Here is a 22,858-nt window from a genome sequence, read left to right on the forward strand (position 1 = left end):
AAGTCGTACGGGTCGGGACGGCGTACGGGTCGGGCGTCGTCGGAGGGCCGGGGTGACGAGCCCGGGTCAGCGGGAGAAGAGGGTGCCGGAAACCGTCGTGATGAAGTTGCGCAGCGAATCGGGCAGGTCGGCGAGTTGCCAGTCCGGCGGACCGTGATACCAGGTCAGGTCCTCGGAGTCCGGGTCGTCGTCCTTGTCCGCGGCGACGATCGCGTCCAACCAGCGATGGGTGCCGCCGAGCACCACCGCGTACGGAAGCACCTCGCTGAGCTCGGTCAGCTCCTTGCCCGGCGGCATCTGGTCGGTCGGGTTGCTGAGCAGGTCGGAGCGCAGCGCGCCGAGCCCGGCGAGCAGTGCCGATCCCTGGGTGGTCCGCGCCGGCATCTCCTGGCCGACGAACATCAGCCCGAGCGCCAGGATGATCAAGGTGATGCCGATCAGCCCGAACTCGGAGAAGACGGCCAACAGGACGGTGATCACGACCGCCGCGATCAGACCGCCGAGCGCCGCCCGGGTCCAGGTGTTCCGGGTCGCGTCCGGCCGACGCTGGAACCAGCCGTTGTCGACCATCTCGTCGTACAGCGCGGACTGCACGCCGTCCACCGACTCGCTGACCCGTGGGCCGAGATCGGAGACCAGGGCGCTCTCCCCTGCCGGGGCGACCGCGTCCAGCAACTCCTTCTCGAACGGGCGAAGATCATCGGGCGCGCGATCCGGGGTGACTCGGGTAAGCCGCCAGTCCGGCCGGGCGTACGTGGTCTGCCGCGGCAACTCGGTGATCAAGACGTGTCCACGGACGGACAGATCGAGCAGGCTGGCGGTGATGTCGATCGGGTCGACCCGCTCGTCCACGACCGTCCCGACATGGCCGGGGCGGATGTCGCCGACGACCCGGAACTCGGTCTGCCCCTCGCCGACCGGCACGAACTCGGCCGGCTTGTGGATCTCCTCGCTCGCCGGACCGGAGTCACGGCCGATCCGTCGGTGCGCGGCGAACAGTCCGATGCCACCGAGCACCAGCAATCCGAGCGCGATGCCCAACGGCAGCGGCTTGGCCGAGAAGGCCCGGGCGACCGTCCAGTGTTCGACCAGCTTCTCGTTGACCTCGACGACGCCGGCCGGGAAGCCGATGTCGACAGTGACGAACTCACCCTCACCCCGCGGTCCGTCGGTGAAGGTCGGCGGGTCGCCGTGCACGCCGCCGGCTGCGCTCTCACAGGCCGCGGTCGAATTCGGCGGTCCCGCAGTGCAGCGGACGTAGCTGAAGGAGCCAGGCGGGTTGATCGTGGCGGTGAACTTGTCGACCGACAGCGACAACCCTTGCAGCACCGGCCACTGCAGCGCCGGGCTGCCGCCGTTGTTGATCACCGCGCCGGTGACGGTGTAGCTCACCGTCGCGGTCTTGGCACCGGACGGATCGAAGCTCACCGTGGTCTCGTCGGAGCCGTTGTCGATCTTGGGTTGCAGCTTCTTGCCATCCGCGGTCACCGAGATGTCGGTCAACTGCTGCTCGCGACTGCGATTGCCGACCAAGGTCTGGTTGGTGCTGAACACCTGTTGCACGGTGGCCGGTGCGGATCCGGAGAAGGTGATCTTCTCCTCGACCTTCAGCGTCCCGTCCTTGGCCAGCTCGCCGGTGACGTCGACCGCACCGGCGTTACCCTCGGCCTCTGCGGACGGTGCGCCGGCGAAGATCAGCACCAGGCCGGCGAGCAGGGTCACCAACATCGCCACGGCGACTTGCCGGACCGGCCCCGATCCGTTCGCTCGCTGCCGGACGGACCGGTTGTTTCGTTCCTCCACGAAGAGGCCCCTTCGTTTCCATCGTCTGCATGCGTGGGCACGGTTCACACCGCTGTCTGCCGGAAACTATCGCACAGACGGTCCGCCTGACGCGCGACGTCGTGTCCTGGCCGGACCTCTGCGGTCGCTAGGGTATGCCGGGTGACGCAGCAGCAGTGGGGACAAGCCGGCCGATCCGGCGGACAGTTCGGCCGCCCGGCGCCGGGCTGGGGACAGCCGGGGCAGGCCGGCGGCCAGAGCTGGGGCCGACCGAATGCGCCGCTGCAACCGGGGCGTGGCGGCTCCGGTGATCAGTGGCTGACCCCGCCGAACAGGCGCCCGCCGGGGCGGAGTCCGCTGCGTCGCGTTCTGGTTGCGTTGATCGCGGTGGTCGCGGTCGCGCTGGCCGGCCTGATCGTGGTCAACCTCACCAGCAACAGTTCCAACGTCGCCTACCAGAACGATGACTACCAGGTCCCGGAGCCGGACAAGAATCCGCCGCCGTTGCCGGTGCCCGAGACCGAGGACCAGGCCCAGGCGTTCCTCACCGAGAACAAGCTCTACGACGAGACGATGCCGGTGCCGATCCGCTGCGAGCTGAAGCCGATCACCGAATCGTCCAGCGACGCCGAACTGGAATCACACCTGAACAATCTGATGGCGTGCCTGGTCCGGGCCTGGGAGCCACCGGTCACCGACGCCGGCTACCAGATCGTCCGACCGAGCGTGACGATCTACGGCGACGAGGTGCAGACCAAGTGCGGCAAGGCCGGCGGCGGCAACGCCTTCTACTGCCCCGCCGACCAGCAGGTCTACTACAGCCGTACGCTGCCGGACACGATTGCCGATCTCAAGGGTTCGCCGTGGGGCCCGGATCTGGTGCTGGCCCACGAATTCGGTCACGCGATCCAGGCCCGGACCGGGATCATCATCTCGGCCAACGCACTGGAACAGCAGGCCGGTCCGAAGACTCCGGAAGGGCTCGAGCTGAGCCGCCGGGTCGAGGTCCAGGCCGACTGCTTCTCCGGTCTCTTCCTGCGCTCGAGTTCGAAGTCGTTGGGCATCAAGCAGAGCGACGTGCCGGCGATGGAGGTCATCTTCGTGGCGATCGGCGACGACACCCTGACCGGGAAGTCCGACGTCGAGGGCAATCACGGCCACGGCGAGAGCCGGCTGCACTGGGCCCGTGAAGGTATCGGGAACTCCGACGTCGACGTCTGCAACACCTTCACCGCTCCGTCCAGCCAGGTCCGCTGACCGCGACCTCGCAGTCAGCCGCCCCTCGTGACCTGGCCCGGATGATCTGGCCTGGGCGATTCAGGTCTGGATGATCAGGGCCGTCGCGATCGCCGCGAGCCCCTCACCGCGTCCGGTCAGACCGAGCCCGTCGGTCGTCGTCCCGGCCACCGACACCGGCGCACCGACGATTCCGGACAGGAGGCGCTGGGCCTCGTCGCGACGGGGGCCGACCTTCGGCCGGTTGCCGATCACCTGCACCGAGACATTGCCGATCCGATAGCCGGCGTCCCGCACCAGCCGTACGGTCTCGGTCAGGAAGTCGGCTCCGGGCCGGCCCGCCCACTCGGGTCGGTCGGTGCCGAACCGGCTACCAAGATCACCGAGCCCGGACGCGCTGAGCAGCGCATCGCAGACGGCATGGCAGGCGACGTCGCCGTCGGAGTGCCCCTCCGGGCCGACGGATTCATCGGCGAAGTGCAGCCCGGCGATCCACATCGGACGCCCGTCGACCAGCCGGTGCACATCGACACCGATCCCGGTCCGGAACGGCGCCGCCGAAGCCCCACGGGATTCTTCCTCGGTCATCGGGCTTCCTCCTTCGCGGCCAGCAGCAGCTCGGCCGATGCCAGATCGGACGGAAAGGTGATCTTGAACGATTCGGTCGCCCCGTCGACGATCCGGACCTGATGGCCGGCGCGTTCACAGACTCCCGCGTCGTCGGTCACGACCTCGTCACCGAGTCGGTCGTAGGCCTCGAGCAGCGCGGTGGTGGCAAAGCCCTGCGGGGTCTGGACGGCGCGAAGCCTGCTGCGGTCCAGCATGGTCGACTCGTCGTGGCGGTCGGTGGCATAGGCCCGGATGGTGTCGGTGACCGGCACCGCGGGCACCACCGCCGTCGCGCCGTCGACGACAGCGGTCAGCACCCGATCGACCACCGCCCGCGGCACCAACGGTCGGGCGGCGTCGGTGATCAACAGGATCGGAGGCGGCGATCCGGCGCGGACGATCGTGGCCAGCCCGTTGCGGACCGAGTGGGTGCGTTCGGCGCCACCCGCGACGACCGTGACCGACGCCGACGGAATGGGTGCCAGCGGGGCCACGACCTGCTCGAAGGCGTCCTGCCAGCCGGCGGGGGCGACCACGACGAGTTCGGTGCAGCCGGAATCGATCATCGTCCGGGCTGCGTGGGCGACCAGCGGCCGACCCGCAAGTTGCAGGAGTGCCTTGGGCCGATCGGCCCCGAATCGGGTGCCGGCCCCGGCAGCGACGACGATCGCCGCGAATCCGGTAGATCCGACGGTCCCGCCCGGGCTGCTGCCGGGACCAGGGCTGCTGTCAGGACCGGGGCTGCTGTCAGGACCAGGGCTGCTGTCAGGACCAACGCTGCTGTCAGGACCGGGGCTGCTGAGAGCATCAGCGTTGCTGACCGGATGCCGGCTGCCGCTCGACCCCGTACTCTGCGCTGCGGACACGCGGCGATTGTTGCAGAAGTGGCAACAATGACAGATCGGGCGGGCACGTTGCTCACGTGCCCGCCCGATCCGTTGGTTGGTCTATCCAGACTCCCTACGCCGACGGCGTCAGGAGGCGAGAACCTCTTCCAGGAGCTCCTCGGCCTTGTCTTCCTCGATCTTCTCGGCCAGGGCCAACTCCGACACCAGGATGTGCCGAGCCTTGGCCAGGATCCGCTTCTCACCTGCGGACAGACCGCGTTCGCGCTCGCGGCCCCACAGGTCTCGGACTACCTCGGCCACCCGCATCACGTTGCCGGAGTGCAACTTCTCGATGTTGGCCTTGTAGCGTCGCGACCAGTTGGTCGGTTCGACGGTGCGTGGGGCGCGCAGGATGCTGAAGACCCGCTCCAGGTCCTCCGAACCCACGACGTCCCTGACTCCAACGAGATCGAGATTGCAGGCCGGGACCCGAACGACGAGGTCGTTCTGGCCGACGATGCGTAGTACGAGATAGAGCTGGTCCTCGCCCTTGATCTTGCGAGTTTCGATGTCCTCGATGACGGCCGCCCCGTGATTGGGGTAAACCACCGTTTCGCCGACTGTAAAGGTCATATTGTCTACCTACCCCTTTCGCGTGTTCTAGTTTAGCACGTTCTCAGGGTCCGACCTTCGGCGTTTCCGCTAGCCAGAGGCACAATCAGCACAGGCCAGAGGTTGACATCCGAGCTCGATTGTGCTTCGCGAGGCTAAACATCTCGCCCGGCACGAGGCCGTACGGACCGGCTGTGCACCGGCCCCGTATCGGCCCCGTACCGGTCCCGCATCGGCGCCAACCGACGATCCGGAGGCTGCCCGGCCCGTACCAGACAACGCTGCCAACCGGCAGGTTCGCGGAGCCGGCGACCGACACCGACCGACCTGAGCTGCGAAGGTCGGACGGGAGTCGCTAGGCTGACCATCAACGATCGGCTGTAGTAGTCAGCGTTCGCAAGGAACCTGCTGGGTCGCCCAGCGGGCCGACTTGATTTCGAAGTGCAAGGCAACAAGGGTACGGCGCATTGGCCGCCGCGCGGCGTCGAGGAGTAGATCACGTGAAGCAGACTGTGCGCAGCAGCGCCACGCGACGGGTCGGGATGGTGGGCAGGATCGCCGGGATCTGCGCATCGGCCGGACTGATCTTCGGGCTGTCGGCCTGTGGTTTCGACGTCCAGACCTTGCAGACCTACCAGCCCGCCGACGGAGTCGACGTCAACGTCGCAGTCGGCAAGGACGGCAAACCCGACGCCCAGACGATCAAGGTCCGCGGCCTGATGATCTTGGCGAAATCCGACACCTCGGGCTTCCTGTCGGCCACCTTCACCACCGGCGCCGATGATCAGCTCACCGGAGTCACCGGCAGCACGCTGACAGCCAACGACTCCGAAGGAGCTGCACTCAAGGTCGACCTTAAGGCACCGGTGCAGCTGACTCCGGGCGAGGCACTGGTGTTGACCAAGCAGGACGAGATCAAGGTCACCGCCGACAAGCTCCAGCCGGGACTGAACGCCAATCTCACCCTGACCTTCGCCAATGCCGGTAGTGAGCAGGTCACCGTACCGATCGTGGACGGCAACAACACCACCTACCGCAGCGTCTCCCCCTCACCCGAGGCGAGCAGCGCGACCTCCTGACCCGGTCTGCAGCAGAGCGCGGCGACGGCGACGATCGGCCGATGCCGCTCAGCCGTAGGTCGGCTCGTCACTGAACAGGCTGCTGACACTCTCACCGCAGTTGATCCGGCGGACCGCCTCGGCGAAGAGTGGCGCCACCGACCGGGTGACGATGTTGGGCAACTGCTTCTCCGTCGGCAGCGGCACCGTATTGGTGATCACGATCTCGTCCAGGCCCGTCTCGGCCTTCAACCGGTCGATGGCCGGGCCGGTGAACTGGCCGTGGGTGCAGGCCAGTGACATCCGCCGGACACCCTGGTCACGCAGCACCCGGAGCAGCTCGATGATGGTGCCGGCGGTGGCGATCTCGTCGTCGAAGACGATCACGTTCTTGTCGTGCACGTCGCCGACGATGTTGTCGATCACGACGGTGTCGTCGGTCAGCCGGCGCTTGGAACCGGCAGCCACCGGGACGCCGAGTTTGCGGGCCAGCTCGGTAGCGACCTTGGCGTTGCCGAGGTCCGGCGACACCACGACGGTGTCGGTCAGATCCGTTGTCCTGAAGTGATCGGCGAGTTCGGGGACCGCGCTGAGATGATCAACCGGCACCGAGAAGAAGCCGTGCACCTGCGGGGCATGCAGCGCCATCGTGACCACCCGGGTGGCACCGGCAGCGGCGATCATGTCGGCGACCAGTCGGCCCCCGATCGAGATCCGCGGGGCGTCCTTCTTGTCCGAACGCGCGTAGGCGTAATGCGGGATGACCGCGGTGATGTGAGCCGCCGACGCACCGCGGGCCGCGTCCAACATCAGCAGCAGTTCGACCAGATGCTCCTGGACCGGTGGCACCAGAGGCTGCACGATGAAGACGTCGCGCTGCCGACAGTTGGCCCGCAACTGGACCTGCAGGCAGTCGTTGCTGAAGCGGGTGGTCCGGGCCGGCGCCAACTCGATGCCGAGGATGTTGCACATCTCCTCGGCGAATTCCGGATGCGCCGATCCGGAGAAGACGGTGATATCGCGAAGGGCCTGTTCGCTGAGCACGCCATCACCCTACCGACGCCCCGATGTTGCCCGGAAGTCACCTCACCTGAGCGCGATATATCAAACTTAAGCACGTTCCAGCGGTCGCCCGAGGTGCGTAACCTCGTCGTATCCCCGCCACCGGATCGGCTCGACACCAGCTCCCGCCCGGCACAAACCTGCGCGATGACGCCGATCAACCCGGCACCGATCAACCCGGCACCGATCAACCCGGCACCGATCAACCCGGCACCGATCAACCCGGCACCGATCAACCCGGCACCGATCAACGGGGCGAGTGCGGGCGCCAGCCTCGTGGTGATTCCAGGGTCCAGCGATCCTGCGAGCGGTCCCGGGCGAGCCCGCGAACATAGCCGTTCCGGACGCGTTGGATGAACGCCTGCCGGCCGCTCCGCAGATCAAGACTGTCGGCTCGGACAACGGTCACATTCGCATCCTCGAACGCCTCTTCGCGGATGTTGTCACGGTGGTGCTGTTCGAGATCCCGATGGTGCTCGCCGTCGAATTCGACAGCCAGCGCGGCCTCCGGATCGAAGATGTCCGGCCAGCCGATCTCACGGCCGCCGGCGAAGACCGGAACGTTCAGCAGGATCCGCGCAGGAAGCCCGGCCTCCAACAGATAGCAACATCTCAGCCGGGACTCCCACGGACTGAGCACACCGCCGTCCATCAGCCGGGCGGCGCACCGGGCTTGATCAACTCCGGGCCAGGCCGGGTGGTCGTCGGCGTACTGCACGAGTTCGCGACCGCCGACGCCGGCGAAGTGTGCCATCGCGTCGGCGAACACCACGCCTTCCTCCAACGACGGCGCCCACCGCATGCCGTCGAACGCCGTCCGGAGCGCACTGGTGACGACGATCCCGTCCAGCCCGATGCGGTCCTCGGCGGGCACGATCGAGTTGTGGAAGCGGACGGTCGGCAACGACGCTCGCCGCAGCCCCAGGCAGTCGAGCAGGAAGGTGTCGAAGTTGAACGGGTCGATCCCGTCCAGCCACTGGGCGCCGTGCACGTACCCGGCCGCCCATCCGCCCAATGCACCGGCTCCGATCAACGGGACGGCATCAAGAATGCGTTGTGCCGGAGTCAGCGGCGGGTCGATGGCCGGTGTGTAGAAGCCGCGAGCCACCCGCCGCCAGCGCGGACCACGAAGCGCACCTCGGCCGACACCGGCTGCGAGCAGTTCCTGGGTCGATCGGGGCCGATGAGCGGTCTGTGACTCCTGCCGAAAGCTCTGTCCCATCCGGCAAGGCTGGAGCACCCGACGGCGCGGTGGACGCCGTCATCCACAGGCCCCGCCGGTACTCGCGCGAATCCGACGAGCAGTGACGGGATCCGCGACGAGGTTACGCACGTTCTGAACCTGCGGGAACGTGCGCAACCTTGATATATCGCGCTGAGGGCTGGCCCGGTCAGCCTTCGAACTTGTAGCCGAGGCCACGGACGGTGACCAGGAAGCGGGGGGTGGCGGGGTCGGGTTCGATCTTGGTACGCAGCCGCTTGACGTGGACGTCGAGGGTCTTGGTGTCGCCGACGTAGTCGGCGCCCCAGATGCGGTCGATCAGCTGGCCCCTGGTCATCACCCGGCCGGCATTGCGGAGCAGCATCTCCAGCAGCTCGAACTCCTTCAGGGCGAGCTTGACGCGTTCGCCGTTGACGCTCACCTCGTGGCGTTCGACGTCCATCCGGACGCCGGCGGACTCGACGACGTCGGGTAGCAGCTCGACGTCCTGGCCGCGCCGCAGCACGGCACGGATCCGGGCCACCAGTTCGCGGTGGCTGAACGGCTTGGTGACGTAGTCGTCGGCGCCCAGCTCGAGCCCCACCACCTTGTCCACTTCGGAATCCCGGGCGGTGACCATGATCACCGGCACGCTGGCCTTGGCGCGCAACTGGCGGCAGACCTCCGTACCCGGCAGTCCCGGCATCATCAGGTCGAGCAGCACGATGTCGGCGCCGACCCGGTCGAATTCGGCAAGGCCTTCGGCTCCGTCGGCAGCCTCGACCACCTCGAAACCTTCCTTGCGCAGCATGTAGGACGTGGCTTCGCGATAGGACTCTTCGTCCTCAATCACCAGCACACGGGTCATCTGACGATCTCCTGAGGTTCGGTTGTACGGGTTCGCCCCGTACGGCTTCCGACCGGCTCCGCAACCCCGCGGTGCCGCTGACGATTCGAGACGACGGCCGCCGAGGATTCGGTGCCGTCGGGATGGTCCGCCGATGCCCCGGCGGGAAGTTCGCCGACCATGGTCGACTGACCGGCTCCGGACAGCAGGTCTGTCTGGGACGGAGCCGGAAGGCTGATGGTGAAGGTCGATCCCTGTCCGAGTTGGCTCCAGACCGAGACCTCGCCACCGTGGGCGGCGGCGATGTGTTTGACGATGGACAGTCCGAGCCCGGTGCCGCCGTTGGCCCGGCTGCGCGCGTAGTCCACCCGATAGAAGCGTTCGAAGATCCGGTCCAGGTCGGCCTGGCCGATCCCGATCCCGTTGTCGGAGACAGTGATCTCGATCTGTTCGTCCTCACCGCGCTTCACTCGGTGCGCCGCGACGGCGACCCGGGCACCGGGATCGGAGTAGATGATCGCGTTCTCGACCAGATTGCCGACCGCGCCGACCAACTGCCACAGGCTGCCCAGCACCGCGCAGTCCCGTTCGCCGGCGATCGTCAGCTGGACCTGCCGTTTCTCGGCGTCGACCCGGCACCGGTCGACCGCCTGGGTCAACACGTCCTCGACCTCCACCACCTCGGCCTGCACCAGCGGGTCGTCGGCCTGCAGCCGGGACAGATCGATGATCTGCCGGACCAGATCGCTCAACCGGGAGGACTCGATACTCAGCCGGGCGGCGAACCGATGCACCGCCTCGGGATCGTCGGCGGCACCTTCGACGGCCTCGGCCAGCAGCGCGACCGCGCCGATCGGTGTCTTCAGCTCATGGCTCACATTGGCCACGAAGTCACGGCGGGTCTCCTCCACCCGGACCGCGGTGGTCCGGTCCTCGGCCAGCACGACGATCAGGTCGTCGTCCAGCGGCGCGATCCGCACCGACAGGAAGATCACCGCGCTGCCGGTGCCGCCCCGTTTGAGTTCCAGATCGACGCTGCGGATCACCTTGTCCTGACGCACCGTCCGGACCAGCTCCAGCAGCTCCGCGATCGCCATCCGGCTGCCCCGGACGATGCCGATCGTCCGTGCCTGGCTGGTCGATTCCAGGACCTCGTCGTGCGGTCCGACGACCACCGCCGACGAGCCGAGCACCGCCAACAGTTGCGAAACTCCACCCGGGACCTCGACCGTCGCATCGAGGAAGTCCTCGGGCTCCTCCGGCGCGGGTCGTCGCATCACCAACCAGACCACGAGCGCACCGACCACCAGGCCCACGACCAGCGCGAGCCCTGCGGCAGCTCCAGCGTTCACGTGCCTGATACTAAGCCGACACCGCTGCCCGTCCTGCACGCCATTCAGCCGCCACGCGGCGGCGCGACCTACCGTTCGGCCACTGTTTACCCGCCATTCACCGGGGCTGGACGGTGCGACACTGGCTCCAACTACAGTTGCCTGTCTGGCCGACAGCGGTCAGACGACACAAGTCTGCATTCATGTCTGCGCCTGAGGAGGCAAACATGCGCGACTCCTATCGGGAGCAACTCGACGACATCCTCGGTGACCTGGTCCAGATGTCGCAGGCGGTCTCCGCCGCGGTCCGCGGTGCGACCACCGCCCTCCTGGAGGCCGACATCCATGCTGCCGAACAGGTGATCAGCGGCGATGACGCGATCGATGCCACCCAGGCCGACATCGAGTCTCGTGCCTTCTCGCTGCTGGCTCGGCAGGCTCCGGTGGCCGGCGAGTTGCGGACGCTGGTGGCGACCCTGCGGATGGTCACCGAACTGGAACGGATGGGCGACCTCGCCGCCCATGTGGCCAAGATCGCCCGGCTGCGCTACCCCGAACCAGCGGTCCCGGATGCGATGCGGGCCAACTTCGTGCGGATGGGTGACGTCGCCGAAAAGATGGTCGTCAGCGCTGGTCAGACCCTGAGCGAACGCAACCTGCAGACCGCACAGGAGTTGCACGATCGGGATCAGGAGATGGACGAGCTGCGGCGTTCGCAGTTCCGGGCGCTGTTGGGTGACGACTGGACCTTCGGCGTCGAGGCCGCGGTCGACGTCGCCCTGCTGGGACGCTATTACGAGCGGATCGCCGACCATGCGGCCTCGGTCGCCCGCCGGGTGGTCTATGTGGTGACCGGTGAGTTCCCCGACGACGAGGTGTGGCCACAGCCGTGACCTCCCGGCCGCTGCCTGACATCCGACGAAGGCTGCGCCGACGAGGTCGCCGGGACCGGCCCACGGTGCCCTGCGGTATCGCTACTGTTGCCGCGTGAGTCTTTCGGAGAAGTTGCTGGCCAAGTCCACCCGCCCCGCCGTGATCACCGATCTGGTCGCCGTTGTCGATCAGGAGGTCGGTGACAAGAAGGGCATCTCGGGCACGGCGCTGAAGGCCGCCTACAGCGCGGTCAAGAAGGTGATGCCGGATCTGTCGAATCGGGCGGTGTCACGGATGTTGCCCGATGCGGCGGCCGCGCTCGATCCCTACTGGGACGAGTTCCAACAGGCCGGCGGCGACGATTTCGGCCGTTTCCTGGCCGATCGCGGGCCCAAGGTGTCGCAGGCGCTGCTGGCGGTCAGCGACCAGAAGGTGCAGGGCACCTCACGGGAGGCGATCAAGAAGGCGTACAAGCCGTTGCGCGGAAAGGCGGCCGACCATGTCGAGGCTGCGCTGCCGCGGGTCGGCGCAGCGCTGCAGCGGCACGCCGACTGATCGCCGACGCGCCGCCGACTCCGACGGACCGTCCGAGAGCTACTTGCGGCCCTGGTTCTTGACCGCCTCGATCGAAGCGGCGGCGGCCTCAGGGTCCAGGTAGCGGCCACCGGCGGTGACGGGGCGCAGATCGTCGTCCAGCTCGTAGCACAGCGGGATGCCGGTCGGGATGTTCAGTCCGACGATGTCGCTGTCGCTGACGTTGTCCAGGTGCTTGACCAGGGCCCGCAACGAGTTGCCGTGGGCGGCCACCAGAACGGTCTTGTCGTCCCGCAGGTCGGGGACGATCTGGTCGTACCAGTAGGGCAACGCCCGGCCCAGGACGTCCTTCAGACACTCGGTTGCCGGCCGTGCCTCCGGCGGCAGCGCGGCATAGCGCGGATCGGCGAAGTTGGCGTACTCGGCGTCGGCCTCGATCGCGGGCGGCGGCGTGTCGTAGGACCGGCGCCAGATCATGAACTGTTCCTCGCCGAACTCGGCCAGCGTCGCGGCCTTGTCCTTGCCCTGCAGGGCTCCGTAGTGCCGCTCGTTGAGTCGCCACGACCGGCGGACCGGGAGCCACGGGCGACCGACGACGTCCAACGCGATCTGCGCGGTGTGGATCGCCCGGGTCAGCAGCGAGGTGTGCAGCACGTCGGGCAGCAGGTCGTTCTCGGCGAGCAGTTCGCCGCCGCGTCGTGCCTCGGCGCGGCCCTTGTCGTTGAGGTCGACATCCACCCAGCCGGTGAAGAGGTTCTTGGCGTTCCATTCGCTTTCACCGTGCCGCAACAAGATCAGATTCGAGGTCATGCGGACGAGCCTAAGGGTCGGCTGCGGCCGGTTTCGAACGGGCCCGGCCCTCGGACACCGTCGACGGTGGGCCACGGTGATGCGGCACAATCCTGGACATGACGCAGCGAGATGTGGCCGTGGTGACCGGTGCGAGCAGCGGGATCGGCGCAGCGACCGCCCGACGACTTGCCGCCGTGGGGTTCCGCGTGGTCTGCGCCGCCCGTCGTGAGGACCGGATCAGCGCGCTGGCCGAGGAGATCGACGGCATCGCCGTGGCGTGCGACGTGACCGACCAGGCGGCGGTCGACCGGCTGGCGCAGGTCGCCGGCGAACGCTGCTCGCTCTTGATCAACAATGCCGGTGGAGCGCTCGGCCTGGAACCGGTCGCCGAGGCGGATCTCCAAGCCTGGCAGACGATGTACGCGACGAACGTGCTCGGCGCGGCCGCCGTCACCAAGGCGCTGCTGCCGACGTTGATCAGGAACTCCGGCCAGGTGATCTTCGTGACCTCGACGGCCGCCGACGGCGGCTACGAGGGCGGCGCCGGATACTGCGGCGCCAAGGCTGCCGAACGCTCCGTCGTCGAGTCGATGCGACTGGAGCTGGTTGATCAACCGGTCCGGATCGCCGAGATCGCGCCCGGGATGGTGCACACCGAGGAGTTCTCGCTGACCCGGTTCGGCGGTGATGCCGAACGCGCCGACAAGGTCTACGCCGGTGTTGACGAACCGTTGGTCGCCGACGATGTCGCCGATGTGATCGGCTTCGTGGCAACCCGGCCGGCGCACGTCAATCTGGATCGGATCACCGTACGGCCGCGGGCGCAGGCCGCACAGCACAAAGTGCACCGGACCAACTGATCGCCGATCGCCGCAGGTCGGTGACCTCAGCGCCAGCCGATGGTGATCTTGTCGTCGGCCAATCGTGCCGTCGGCGTCGCCAGTGAGGTCCCGCTGCCGGTGATCGTGCAGTCCTCGGTCTTCGTCTTGGCCTTCTTCTTGCTCTTCTTGGATTTCTTGCCCTTCTTCTCCGATTCGCAGCTGGCCGACGTCTGCACCGAGCCGGGGATCCCCTCGGTCCGGACCAGCGTCGGGTCCTTCGGATCCAGGAACACGCCGATCTCGCCGAGTCGCTCCTTGGATTCAGCGGGCAGGCTGCGTTGCACCGAATCCTCCTTGACCGTCGAACCGTTCGGCCCCGCGGCGGAGATCGTCAGCCCGCAGCCGGCCTTCAGGGTCGTGGTCGCCAGGCAGTCCTGGACCGCGGTGGACAACGCCTTGCGGACCGCGGCCGTACCGTCGTCGTTGAGCTCCGGGTTGACCGTCAGCGCCACGCGATCCCGCGCCGCCGCGGCGAAGGTCGTGTGCGAGCCGAGGGACAGGTATGTGCTGGTGGAGGTGATCCGGTAGCTGCCCGGGAACACCTCGGCACTGCCGGACTTCACCGGCTCACCGTTCAGCCGATAGGTCAGTCCCTCGGGCAGATCCGCCAGGTCGACGACCGCGGTGCCGTCCTCGATCAGGAACGCATCGCCGCCCGGGCGGACGGTGAACTCCTGGTGGTAGCGCTGGTCGCCGATCTTGTACCAGGCCTGCACGGTCCGGGCGCCGTCCTCGATGTCGGGCACCGAGATCGCTGTGATCGGAGCGATCTTCTCCGACGCTGCCAACGCCTGATCGGTGAGCAGGTCGGTGTTGTCCGGTCGATCGGCGAGATATCCCAACGCCCGTTGGGAATCGCCGTCGGCGATCGCCGACAGATAACCTCGTACGGCTCCGGTCACGGCGTCGTCGGTCGCGGCCGAGCGCCGTTGGTTGAGGACGGTGATCAGGGTCAGCACCAAGGCGATGACGAGCAGCACGGCCACGGCGGCGATGATCAGATTGCGGCGTCGTCGGGTCGGGTCGGCGGCCACTGCCTGACCGCCGGCAGGACCCGGATCCATGAAGCTGGTCCGCGGAGTCGCCGGCCTGTCGTGCTGCTGTGCTCCGCCGGCCGACGGGCGCCACACGCCGGTCGGCAGTGAACCCGAGCCGGCGGCACCGGGCCCGGGGCGACCCGGTTGCTGCTCTCCCGGCTGCGGTCGTCCCGGCTGCTGTGGACCCGACTGCTGTGCCCCGGGCTGCTGCTGCCCGGGTTGCGGACCGAACTGCGACCTGTCGCTCTGCTGCGGGCCGGTCTGCTGCGGACCGGCCCCCCGCGGCCGTCCGAACTGGCGGGTTGGTACGCCGGACTCCGCCCGGTCCGCGCCGGCGCTTCGCCACGGATTCTGCTCCGGGTCAGGCGATGTCGGAGCACCAGGTGGTCCCGGCTGCGATGAACTCGGCGGCGGGCCCGGCACGTGCTGCCGAGGGGCGGAGGAAGTGCCGACCCGCTCCCAACCGGCCGACGTCCCCGATGGATCCGGACGCCACGGCGTACCGGGGCCTGCCGGCGCACCTCCGCCGCCTGCCGCCTGATCGGACGGCGGCCGACCTCGCCCGTGTTGCTGCCTCTCGTCCGGATGCCTCTCCCCCGGCTGCCCGGCGGCCGGTTGCCCGTGCTCGTGGCTGGGCTCCGGTCCGTGGCCGCCCGACCGGCCCGGCACGTTCCTCGACTCGTCGTGACTCACAAGACCCCTTCGCTGCTCCGTTCGCGCCGACGTGCGCGGCGGACAGCAGCAGGGTACCGACCTCGAGCGTCAGCCCTAGGATCGTGATGTTCTACCCGGGCCTACTGCGCGACGCCCAGGCACCCAGTGCGCCGCATCGGTGTCGGATGACATGCCCGGCAGACGCACCTCCTCCGATGCACCACACCACGCACCCCGACGCCGCCCGTGTGCGTGCAGCGTGGTGCGCAGCAGAGCGAATTGTTCAGCGCACTCCTCGGAGTGGGTTGAACAAGTGGCTGGTCGCGAGCGCCGCGATGTGCGTGCACGGGCAAATCGCGGGAGCGAAGGCGGGCCGGGGCCCGTCGAGCGAGCGCGACGCCGCCCGTGTGCGTGCAGCGTGGTGCGCAGCAGAGCGGATTGTTCAGCGCACTCCTCGGAGTGGGCTGAACAAGTGGCTCGTCGCGAGCGCCGCGACGTGCGTGCACGGGCAAATCGCGGGAGCGAAGGCGGGCCGGGGCCCGTCGAGCGAGCGCGACGCCGCCCGTGTGCGTGCAGCGTGGCGCGCAGCAGAGCGAATTGTTCAGCCCACTCCTAGGCTCGACGTTCCAGCGCCGCGCTCTCCTGCTCCACGTAGCCGTACATCTCGGGAAGGATGAACTTCGCCGACAGGAAGCCAGTCAGCGACAACACCGCGACCGCCAGGGTGGCTCCGACCTGGCCCCAGTGAGTGGTCATGATCGGGAACACGAACGCGCCGAAGAAGGAAGCGCCCTTGACGAACACGTACCCGAAACCACTGGCCGTCCCCTTGAACCGCGGCGGCGCGACCATCGAGGTGATCGTCATCCCGTTGGAGGCGTCCCAGTAGTGACCCCACATCAGCACACAAGCGGCGATCACGATCAGCGGCTTGATGTCCATCCCGATCGCGAAGGCTCCGACGACCAGCCCGATGAACGCCAGCCCGAAGCCCCACATCGCCAGTCCGCGGTGCCCGATCTTGGGCAGCATCAACGGTGCGATGAAGCCGGAAACCGTTGCCAGACAGTAGACCAGCGCGGTGACCAGATTGGTGCCGACGATGTTCTGATCGGCTCCCTCGCCGACCACACCGACGCCGGCGGTGACCAGGATCACCGGCAGATAGAAGCCGAACGCGGTGAACTCCGCTCCCTGCATCGCGTTGGAGATCCAGCCGAAGATCGTCGCCCGCTTCTTGATCGGATCGGCCCACATCACCCGGAGGAAGTCGCTGACCTTGACCCGTTCGATCTTGACGTTCTCGTTGGGCAGCATCTCCAGCGGGTCGTCGAACAACTTCATCGAGGCAGCCTTGGCCTCCTTGAACAGTCCGCGTTGCACCAGCGAGGACGGCGTCTCCGGCAGATTCAGCCGAGCAAGCAGCAGGATGACGGCAGGTACGGCGCCGAGTGCCAGGCCGAGCCGCCACAGCACACCATGATCGATACCGGCGATGTAGAGGATCGTCACGATGACGATGCAGAGCACCTCGCCGAGACCGAACATGAACTGCCAGCGGCTGCCCATCTGTTCGCGCTTGCCCTTCGGCATCGACTCCATGATGTAGGCGTAGCCGTTGGAGATGTCACTACCGAGTGGGATCCCGATCAGGAACCGGATCAAGATCAGATCCCAGATGCTGTGTGAGAAGCCCTGGATGATGGCCAACACGATGAACAGAATCATCGTCAGGATGAAGACTCGCTTGCGCCCGAGTTGATCAGCGACATAACCACCGATCAACGCGCCGACCAGCGCGCCGCCCTGCACCGCCGCGGTCGCCAGCCCGAGCTCGATGTCGCTGGGTTTGTACTCGTTCTTGATGAAGATCAACAAGAACGAGATGGCATAGAGATCCCAGGCTTCGATCAGGATGGTCGCGATCATCATCCAGCCGCCCCGCCGGCTCGATGTCGTGCCTTGCTTGTTCTGCAGCCGGGTCGTCGCCAGGTCGGACAGTTCCATCAGACGCGCTTGGTCCACGGGATGCCCCTCACTCGTTGTTCGCGGGTCGGCGGGTGCCGCCAAGCGGTCATCAAACGCCCGCTACGGCGTGCCCGTCAAGCCGACCTGCCGCGTCGGCGATCGGCCGCAGCAACGCCGACCGAAGCAGATGATCAAGGTTTCCGAACGTGGTCGGGAGCGAACTGCTGGAAAGCAGCAAGATTGGCCGTCGATTCACCACGGGACAGCCGCCACCGCCATTCGGCGCGGATGCTCTCGGCGAAGCCGAGTTCGAGGATGGTGTTGAACGACGAGTCGGCGGTTTCCGCAACAGCGCCGAGCAGTCGATCGATCTCGTCCGCGGTGACCGCGGAGCGCGCGATCCGCGCCGTCAGGTAGATGTCGCCCAACGCATCCAGGGTGAACCGGACCGCGTACAGCCGCAGGTTGCGTTCCAGCAACCAGCGGTAGACCCGCTCGTGGTTCTCGTCCGGTCGCCGGGCGACGAACGCACGCAGATCAAGATGGTGACGGCCGAGCTGCAACGCGCAGGCGGTGGTCAGCTTCCGGGTGCCCGGCAGCGTCACCGAATACAGCCCGGGCCCTGGCTGCTGCCACTCCAGCTCCAGACCGGCCAACGCCTCCCGGACCGCATCCTCGGCCTGATCCTGCATTTCAGTACACCTCCATGGTCAGGGCCTGAGCTCGTCGACGGACCTGACCCCCACCGTCGCGACCCTTCGACAGGCTCAGGGCCCGTTCGACAGGCTCAGGGGCCGCTCCGGCGCAGGATCGCAGTTCTCGTCGATCTCGGACCTTGGTCCAGTCTGACCCATGGGCCTTGCAGGCCGACACGGACGGCAAATCGCGGTCCGGCCGCACCCGCGCGGTTACCGTTGCTGCGGCCCGATTCGCTGCATTCGACCGATCCGACTTCCCCGTCCCAGGAGTTTCTGCACGATGCCCGTAGACCGTGTCCCGCTGACCAGCACCGTCCGCCGCCTGCTGGCCGCCGGGCTGGCTCTCGCGGCACTCGGAGTGACGGCCTGTTCGCAGACCGACGGCGGGCTGCAGGCGAGCCCGGCACCGTCCGGCGCCGACTGCACGGTCGCCAAGCTTCCGCTGAAGAATCCCGGCCGCTTCACCGTCGCCACCGACGAACCCGCCTACGAACCGTGGTTCAGCGACGACAATCCCAACAACGGCAAGGGATTCGAGTCCGCGGTCACCTTCGCTGTCGCCAAGGAGCTCGGATTCGCCGCCGAGCAGGTGGACTGGGTCCAGCTCCCGTTCAATTCCGCCATCGCACCGGGTGAGAAGTCCTTCGACATCGACATCAACCAGGTGACGATCACCCCCCAGCGCCGGCAGAACGTCGACCTGTCGGCACCCTACTTCGCAACCTCACAGGCGGTGGTGACGCTCGAGGGTGGCAAGCTCGCCGGGATCAGCAGCATGGCCGAGTTGCGCGGCGGGAAACTCGGCGCACAGGCCGACAGCACCAGCCTGGCCGCAATCACCGACCAAGTGAAGCCACAGGTGGATCCGGAGGTACTGGACACCAACGCGGCCGGGATCAAGGCCCTGGAGGACAAGCGGATCGACGGCCTGGTCGTCGACCTGCCGACCGCCTACCAGATGACGTCGGGGCAGGTCGACGGCGGACTGCTGGTCGGCAGGTTGCCCGCCGCCGGGGGCAAGCTGGAGCAGTTCGGCATGGTGCTCGACCAGGGCAGCAAGCTGACCCCCTGCATCAATCAGACGATCAACAAGCTGCAGGACAACGGCACGCTGGCCGGCCTCGAAGGGAAATGGATCGACCTTCCCGACGTGCCGGAGCTGAAATGATCACCGCGACAGTCGGCTGCCCATGATCGACTTCGGGTGATCATTTCGTCCTGATCGGCGACATCCGTTTGCGGAATTCATTCATGAACGCGTCCCGTACGGCTTCGGTGTCGATGCTGCCACTGCCGGTGAGGAACTGACCGGCAGCCATCTTCTGGCAGACCACCAACCAGGCCTGGCCCAGCGCAAACGTGAAGGTCGATGCGACGGCGGCGCCGATCGCGCCGCCGGCCACCGTCCCGGCGCCGGGAATCATCTTCAACAGCCCGGTGAACGCCGCCCGCCCACCTTGGGTGGCGGCGGTCGTGGTGGCCACCGCCATCAGTGCTGCCCGTTCGATCTTGATCTTGTAGATGTGCGCGATCCGGGCCATCAGGCCGAGCTGGATCGGCACCAGCATCGCGGCGTCGGAGAACGGGATCGGCACCGCCGCAGCCGTCGCCGCACTCCCGGCCGCCAGCACTATGTCGCGTTGCGCCGCCCACGCCTTCCGCTTCTTGTCGATCGTCTGCGCAGCGATGAGGGCGAGTTCAGCGCCTTCAGGCGCCACTCGAAAGGAGGCATCGAGGACTTCCATCAGGCCGTGTGGCTGATGACCGTTGAACGAGTCCTCCTTGGCCATGGTCAGGAACGGGCGCTCGTCGACGATCGGCAACCCCATCGATCGGATGTGCTCGGCCAGCGCCAGCGCGTCGGGGTGGTAGCGGCCGTCCTGCATCGGCACCTGGGTGAGCACGACGATCACCGGCAGCCCGAGCTTGTCCAGCCGCCGGACGAAGTCGGCCTCGGCCTCCTCGAAGCGGCGGTCCATGCCGCGGACGCAGTACCAGGCCAGGTGGATCTGTTCACTGACCGGCTGCCGCCGCATCACCTTGATCGCCTTGTCCAGCTCGGACAGGATCTCCCGGTCGTCCTTGCCGACCTCGAGACCCTGGGTGTCGACGATGCCCAGGTGTCCGACCGTGTCGATGTAGATCTTGCTGCCCTTGGTGACCGGGGCACCGATCCCGGTGGCAGCGACCTCCTCGCCGAAGATCGCGTTGATCAAGGTCGACTTGCCGACTCCGGTCTTGCCGAAGATCGCCAGGTTGAATCGCCCGATCGACGCGTTCTGCTTGTCGAACTGGGCACGGAACTCACCCTCGAACCAGTTGTTGCCAGCAGGCACAGCCGACTCCTCGCACTCCGGCCGGTCAGGTCCGGCCACTGCGTTCCAGGGTACGGGCGCGCGAAGTCCAACCCGTCCGCCCGACGGTCATGGTCACCCCCTGCTGATCCCGGAGGGAAACCCTGGCCGGGAAGTCGGTCGCGACGCAATCAACCATTCAGATGTCTCAATTAACCGTTTGGGTGATTATCGCGTACGCTGGCGGCATGGCAGCGTCCACACCACGTCGCGCGCCGGTCGGCGACGGCCGGATCCGAGACGCCGAACGCACCAGGAATCGGCTGCTGGACGCCGCCCTCGACGAGTTCGCCGGCCGCGGGTACGCCGGTGCCCGGGTGTCCGCGATCGCCGACCGCGCCGGCGTCAACAAGCAACTGATCAGCTACTACTTCGGCGGCAAACAGGGCCTCTACCGAGCGCTGCTGTTGAGCTGGGAGGAGACCGAGGAGGAGTTGCGGCGGGCCGGCACCTCGCTGTCGGAGGTCGCACTCGGCTACCTCCGACGCGCACTGCGTGACCCGCGCGGCACCCGACTGGCGTTGTGGCAGGCGCTGAACGATCGCCCGCCGATCGACGAGGCAGAGGCCGAGCGCGAGCGGGCAGGAGTCCGCGACGAGCAGGCGGATCTGCGGCTCAACCAGCAGGCCGGCGAACTGGCCGACGACCTCGATCTGGCAGCCACCCAACTGGCGATCACCGGGATGGTGATCGCTCCGATCGTGCTGCCGGATCTGGCCGCGGCCCTCTTCGACGAACCGGTCGACTCGGCGGCGTTCGAAAGCCGCTACAGCGACACCCTCACCAAGATCATCGAGCGACTCCGCGACACCGCCGTCGAAACCGACGAGCCGCCTCCTCCCCTACAACCCAACCCCTGAAGGACAATTCGTGACCATCCTGATCACCGGCGCCCGTGGCGCCATCGCCCGTGCCCTCCTTGATCAACTCCTGGCCGCCGATCTTCCGCATCGGATCGCCAGCCGCACCGCACTGGAGTCCGGTGTTGTCGTCGACTTCGCGCGACCGGAGACCCTGCGCCCAGCGCTGGACGGCGTCGACAAGGTCTTCGTCTATGCGGCCGACGGGCTGCAGAACCTCGTTCAGGCCGCCGAGCAGGCCGGTGTCGAACGGTTCGTCCTGGTGTCGTCGTTGTCGACCGCGCTGCCCGACGCCGACAGCAACCCGATCGCGGCTCATCATCTGGCCGCCGAGCAGACACTCAGCGCCTCCACGATCCCGGCGACCTTCCTGCGCCCCGGCGCCTTCGCCGGCAACTCGTCCTGGTGGGCCGACTCGATCCGCTCCGAAGGTGTCGCCCGGATCCCGTACCCGGAAGCCCGTCTGGACTCCATCCACGAGGCCGACATCGCCGATGTCGCGTTCGCCGCGCTCACCGAGGACGGCCATCAGGGCAAGGCCTATCCCCTGACCGGGCCGGAGTATCTGACCCAGCGCGAGCAGGTCGGACTGATCGGCGAGGCGATCGGTCGTGAGCTCGCTGTCGAGGAGCTCGATCGATCGACGGCCGAGCAGTACCTGCCGGCTCCGGTGCTGGACATGTTCGCCGCCAGCCAACAGGGGCCGCTGGAGACCTGGCCGTCGTCGGTCGACATCACCGGACGCCCCTCTCGCAGCTTCGCCCAGTGGGCGATCGACCACGCCGACGACTACCGCTGACACCAGAGTCCTGAGCCCGTCGAAGGGTCCTGAGCCTGTCGAATGGTCCTGAGCTTGTCGAATGGTCCTGAGCTTGTCGAAGGACCGGCACACAACCCTTCGACAGCCTCAGGGATCTTCGGCCGGGATCAGTGCTGGTAGGTGCCGACGATGATCGCCCGGGCGGCGGTCTTGAAGGCCAGGTTGAAGCTCAGCACCGCGTTGGACGCGTCCTGCTCGATGCCCAGGCTGTCCTCGGTCACCGCGTGCACCACGTAGTAGTAGCGGTGCACCTGATCACCTTCCGGCGGTGCCGCTCCCATGTATTCGGGATAGCCGCCGTCGTTGCGCAGCATGAACGCCTTGCCCGGCAGGTCGGCGCCCTCGCCACCGGCTCCGGTCGCCAGCTCGGTGACCTCCACGGGGAGATCGACCACCGCCCAATGCCAGAAGCCGCTGGGTGTCGGCGCATCGGGGTCGAAGCACGTGACCACGAAGCTCTTGGTCTCCGCGGGGAATCCGGACCAGGACAGCTGCGGTGACGTATTGCCACCGGACATCACCTGGTCGCCCTTCAACGGGCGGCCGTGGGTGACGTCGGAGCTGGTCACCGCAAACGACGGCACCGCCGGCAACAGCTCGTACGGATCGGGTGCGACGGGACGCTCAAGACTCATGTTCGGACTGTATCCCGCCCCAACCCCACCCCGAACACCCGCCGACCCGTCAGTTCCTCCCCGACTCGCCGGGCGTGTCGGGGAGGAACTGACGGGTCGGCGGGTGTTCGGGGTCAGTGCTCGGCACCGGTAGACTGCTCGGGTTGCCCGTGGGGCGACACCCCATCCACTGAAGGAAGAGACTTCC

General features: G+C 67.5%; 22 protein-coding genes. 8 read left to right on the forward strand and 14 right to left on the reverse strand.

Going from position 1 to position 22,858, the window contains the following annotated elements; genetic code table 11:
- Nucleotides 1-66: 66 nt before the first annotated feature.
- A complete protein-coding gene (locus BLU38_RS09140; protein ID WP_091523278.1) occupies nt 67-1,803 on the reverse strand; it encodes a DUF2207 domain-containing protein in 1,737 nt (578 codons plus the stop codon).
- 141 nt (nt 1,804-1,944) lie between these two features.
- On the opposite strand from BLU38_RS09140, the gene BLU38_RS09145 reads away from it, so the two are divergent.
- Nucleotides 1,945-3,039, forward strand: coding sequence for a neutral zinc metallopeptidase (locus BLU38_RS09145; RefSeq protein WP_091523281.1), 1,095 nt, complete (start codon nt 1,945-1,947; stop codon nt 3,037-3,039).
- Nucleotides 3,040-3,099: 60 nt separating this feature from the next.
- Here the strand turns inward: BLU38_RS09145 and ispF are convergent, their stop codons facing one another.
- The 3 genes from ispF to BLU38_RS09160 form a co-directional block, all read right to left on the reverse strand.
- Complete coding sequence (ispF, locus tag BLU38_RS09150) at nt 3,100-3,606, reverse strand: 2-C-methyl-D-erythritol 2,4-cyclodiphosphate synthase (protein ID WP_091523284.1); 507 nt, start codon at nt 3,604-3,606, stop codon at nt 3,100-3,102.
- The gene (gene ispD, locus BLU38_RS09155; RefSeq protein ID WP_197680053.1) at nt 3,603-4,493 is read right to left on the reverse strand and encodes a 2-C-methyl-D-erythritol 4-phosphate cytidylyltransferase; all 891 of its coding nucleotides are present in this window, start codon (nt 4,491-4,493) and stop codon (nt 3,603-3,605) included. Before ispD ends, ispF begins: the two co-directional genes overlap by 4 nt.
- Before the next feature lie 108 nt (nt 4,494-4,601).
- Entirely contained in the window at nt 4,602-5,087 is a 486-nt protein-coding gene (locus BLU38_RS09160) for a CarD family transcriptional regulator (RefSeq protein ID WP_091523288.1), read from the reverse strand.
- A 479-nt stretch (nt 5,088-5,566) separates the two neighbouring features.
- On the opposite strand from BLU38_RS09160, the gene BLU38_RS09165 reads away from it, so the two are divergent.
- A complete protein-coding gene (locus BLU38_RS09165; RefSeq protein WP_091523292.1) occupies nt 5,567-6,145 on the forward strand; it encodes a hypothetical protein in 579 nt (192 codons plus the stop codon).
- 48 nt (nt 6,146-6,193) lie between these two features.
- Here BLU38_RS09165 and BLU38_RS09170 read toward each other — a convergent pair whose 3' ends face one another.
- The 4 genes from BLU38_RS09170 to BLU38_RS09190 all read right to left on the reverse strand — a co-directional run bounded on the left by BLU38_RS09170 (nt 6,194) and on the right by BLU38_RS09190 (nt 10,511).
- The gene (locus BLU38_RS09170) at nt 6,194-7,168 is read right to left on the reverse strand and encodes a ribose-phosphate diphosphokinase (protein WP_091523296.1); all 975 of its coding nucleotides are present in this window, start codon (nt 7,166-7,168) and stop codon (nt 6,194-6,196) included.
- A gap of 265 nt (nt 7,169-7,433) precedes the next feature.
- Entirely contained in the window at nt 7,434-8,408 is a 975-nt protein-coding gene (locus tag BLU38_RS30820; RefSeq protein WP_157683327.1) for a PDDEXK family nuclease, read from the reverse strand.
- A 169-nt stretch (nt 8,409-8,577) separates the two neighbouring features.
- Nucleotides 8,578-9,255 (reverse strand): response regulator transcription factor, encoded by a 678-nt coding sequence (locus tag BLU38_RS09185; RefSeq protein WP_091523306.1) that lies wholly within the window; start codon nt 9,253-9,255, stop codon nt 8,578-8,580.
- Nucleotides 9,252-10,511: a sensor histidine kinase gene (locus BLU38_RS09190; RefSeq protein WP_091532183.1), complete on the reverse strand. Its 1,260-nt coding sequence runs from the start codon at nt 10,509-10,511 to the stop codon at nt 9,252-9,254. The genes BLU38_RS09185 and BLU38_RS09190 overlap by 4 nt, the downstream gene beginning before the upstream one ends.
- A 281-nt stretch (nt 10,512-10,792) precedes the next feature.
- Between BLU38_RS09190 and phoU the strand changes: the two genes are divergently transcribed.
- Nucleotides 10,793-11,458 carry a phosphate signaling complex protein PhoU gene (phoU, locus tag BLU38_RS09195; RefSeq protein WP_091523310.1) on the forward strand — a complete coding sequence of 222 codons (666 nt, stop codon included), beginning with the start codon at nt 10,793-10,795 and terminating at the stop codon, nt 11,456-11,458.
- A gap of 94 nt (nt 11,459-11,552) precedes the next feature.
- Entirely contained in the window at nt 11,553-11,993 is a 441-nt protein-coding gene (locus BLU38_RS09200; protein ID WP_091523313.1) for a DUF6918 family protein, read from the forward strand.
- Between the two features lie 39 nt (nt 11,994-12,032).
- Here BLU38_RS09200 and BLU38_RS09205 read toward each other — a convergent pair whose 3' ends face one another.
- A complete protein-coding gene (locus BLU38_RS09205) occupies nt 12,033-12,782 on the reverse strand; it encodes a phosphoglyceromutase (protein WP_091523318.1) in 750 nt (249 codons plus the stop codon).
- 98 nt (nt 12,783-12,880) lie between these two features.
- Between BLU38_RS09205 and BLU38_RS09210 the strand changes: the two genes are divergently transcribed.
- Nucleotides 12,881-13,624, forward strand: coding sequence for an SDR family NAD(P)-dependent oxidoreductase (locus tag BLU38_RS09210; protein WP_091523321.1), 744 nt, complete (start codon nt 12,881-12,883; stop codon nt 13,622-13,624).
- Nucleotides 13,625-13,650: 26 nt separating this feature from the next.
- On the opposite strand, the gene BLU38_RS09215 is transcribed toward BLU38_RS09210, so the two are convergent.
- From BLU38_RS09215 to BLU38_RS09230, 3 genes are all read right to left on the reverse strand, one after another.
- On the reverse strand, nt 13,651-14,709 hold the full coding sequence (locus BLU38_RS09215) for a hypothetical protein (protein ID WP_157683328.1): 1,059 nt from the start codon (nt 14,707-14,709) through the stop codon (nt 13,651-13,653).
- A 1,239-nt stretch (nt 14,710-15,948) separates the two neighbouring features.
- Nucleotides 15,949-17,361 (reverse strand): MFS transporter, encoded by a 1,413-nt coding sequence (locus tag BLU38_RS09225; protein ID WP_091523331.1) that lies wholly within the window; start codon nt 17,359-17,361, stop codon nt 15,949-15,951.
- 134 nt (nt 17,362-17,495) lie between these two features.
- Nucleotides 17,496-17,996 (reverse strand): type III secretion system chaperone family protein, encoded by a 501-nt coding sequence (locus BLU38_RS09230; RefSeq protein WP_091523334.1) that lies wholly within the window; start codon nt 17,994-17,996, stop codon nt 17,496-17,498.
- Between the two features lie 286 nt (nt 17,997-18,282).
- Between BLU38_RS09230 and BLU38_RS09235 the strand changes: the two genes are divergently transcribed.
- The gene (locus tag BLU38_RS09235; RefSeq protein ID WP_091523337.1) at nt 18,283-19,170 is read left to right on the forward strand and encodes an ABC transporter substrate-binding protein; all 888 of its coding nucleotides are present in this window, start codon (nt 18,283-18,285) and stop codon (nt 19,168-19,170) included.
- Nucleotides 19,171-19,210: 40 nt separating this feature from the next.
- Here BLU38_RS09235 and BLU38_RS09240 read toward each other — a convergent pair whose 3' ends face one another.
- The gene (locus BLU38_RS09240) at nt 19,211-20,338 is read right to left on the reverse strand and encodes a GTPase family protein (protein WP_091523341.1); all 1,128 of its coding nucleotides are present in this window, start codon (nt 20,336-20,338) and stop codon (nt 19,211-19,213) included.
- 206 nt (nt 20,339-20,544) lie between these two features.
- Between BLU38_RS09240 and BLU38_RS09245 the strand changes: the two genes are divergently transcribed.
- The gene (locus BLU38_RS09245; protein WP_091523343.1) at nt 20,545-21,216 is read left to right on the forward strand and encodes a TetR/AcrR family transcriptional regulator; all 672 of its coding nucleotides are present in this window, start codon (nt 20,545-20,547) and stop codon (nt 21,214-21,216) included.
- Between the two features lie 10 nt (nt 21,217-21,226).
- Entirely contained in the window at nt 21,227-22,015 is a 789-nt protein-coding gene (locus BLU38_RS09250; protein WP_091523348.1) for an NAD(P)H-binding protein, read from the forward strand.
- 128 nt (nt 22,016-22,143) lie between these two features.
- Here BLU38_RS09250 and BLU38_RS09255 read toward each other — a convergent pair whose 3' ends face one another.
- A complete protein-coding gene (locus BLU38_RS09255; RefSeq protein WP_091523350.1) occupies nt 22,144-22,671 on the reverse strand; it encodes a YbhB/YbcL family Raf kinase inhibitor-like protein in 528 nt (175 codons plus the stop codon).
- Between the last annotated feature and the right edge of the window lie 187 nt (nt 22,672-22,858).

Source organism: Microlunatus soli, from assembly GCF_900105385.1.
GTDB classification, from domain to species: Bacteria; Actinomycetota; Actinomycetes; order Propionibacteriales; family Propionibacteriaceae; genus Microlunatus; species Microlunatus soli.

Coding starts and splice junctions, on each gene's coding strand:
- BLU38_RS30820 (WP_157683327.1), bottom strand. CDS start 8,408: ATGGGACAGAGCTTTCGGCAGGAGTCACAGACCGCTCATCGGCCCCGA.
- ispF (WP_091523284.1), bottom strand. CDS start 3,606: ATGACCGAGGAAGAATCCCGTGGGGCTTCGGCGGCGCCGTTCCGGACC.
- BLU38_RS09185 (WP_091523306.1), bottom strand. CDS start 9,255: ATGACCCGTGTGCTGGTGATTGAGGACGAAGAGTCCTATCGCGAAGCC.
- BLU38_RS09210 (WP_091523321.1), top strand. CDS start 12,881: ATGACGCAGCGAGATGTGGCCGTGGTGACCGGTGCGAGCAGCGGGATC.
- BLU38_RS09190 (WP_091532183.1), bottom strand. CDS start 10,511: ATGCGACGACCCGCGCCGGAGGAGCCCGAGGACTTCCTCGATGCGACG.
- BLU38_RS09255 (WP_091523350.1), bottom strand. CDS start 22,671: ATGAGTCTTGAGCGTCCCGTCGCACCCGATCCGTACGAGCTGTTGCCG.
- BLU38_RS09160 (WP_091523288.1), bottom strand. CDS start 5,087: ATGACCTTTACAGTCGGCGAAACGGTGGTTTACCCCAATCACGGGGCG.
- BLU38_RS09245 (WP_091523343.1), top strand. CDS start 20,545: ATGGCAGCGTCCACACCACGTCGCGCGCCGGTCGGCGACGGCCGGATC.
- BLU38_RS09230 (WP_091523334.1), bottom strand. CDS start 17,996: ATGCAGGATCAGGCCGAGGATGCGGTCCGGGAGGCGTTGGCCGGTCTG.
- BLU38_RS09215 (WP_157683328.1), bottom strand. CDS start 14,709: ATGGATCCGGGTCCTGCCGGCGGTCAGGCAGTGGCCGCCGACCCGACC.
- BLU38_RS09205 (WP_091523318.1), bottom strand. CDS start 12,782: ATGACCTCGAATCTGATCTTGTTGCGGCACGGTGAAAGCGAATGGAAC.
- BLU38_RS09235 (WP_091523337.1), top strand. CDS start 18,283: ATGCCCGTAGACCGTGTCCCGCTGACCAGCACCGTCCGCCGCCTGCTG.
- phoU (WP_091523310.1), top strand. CDS start 10,793: ATGCGCGACTCCTATCGGGAGCAACTCGACGACATCCTCGGTGACCTG.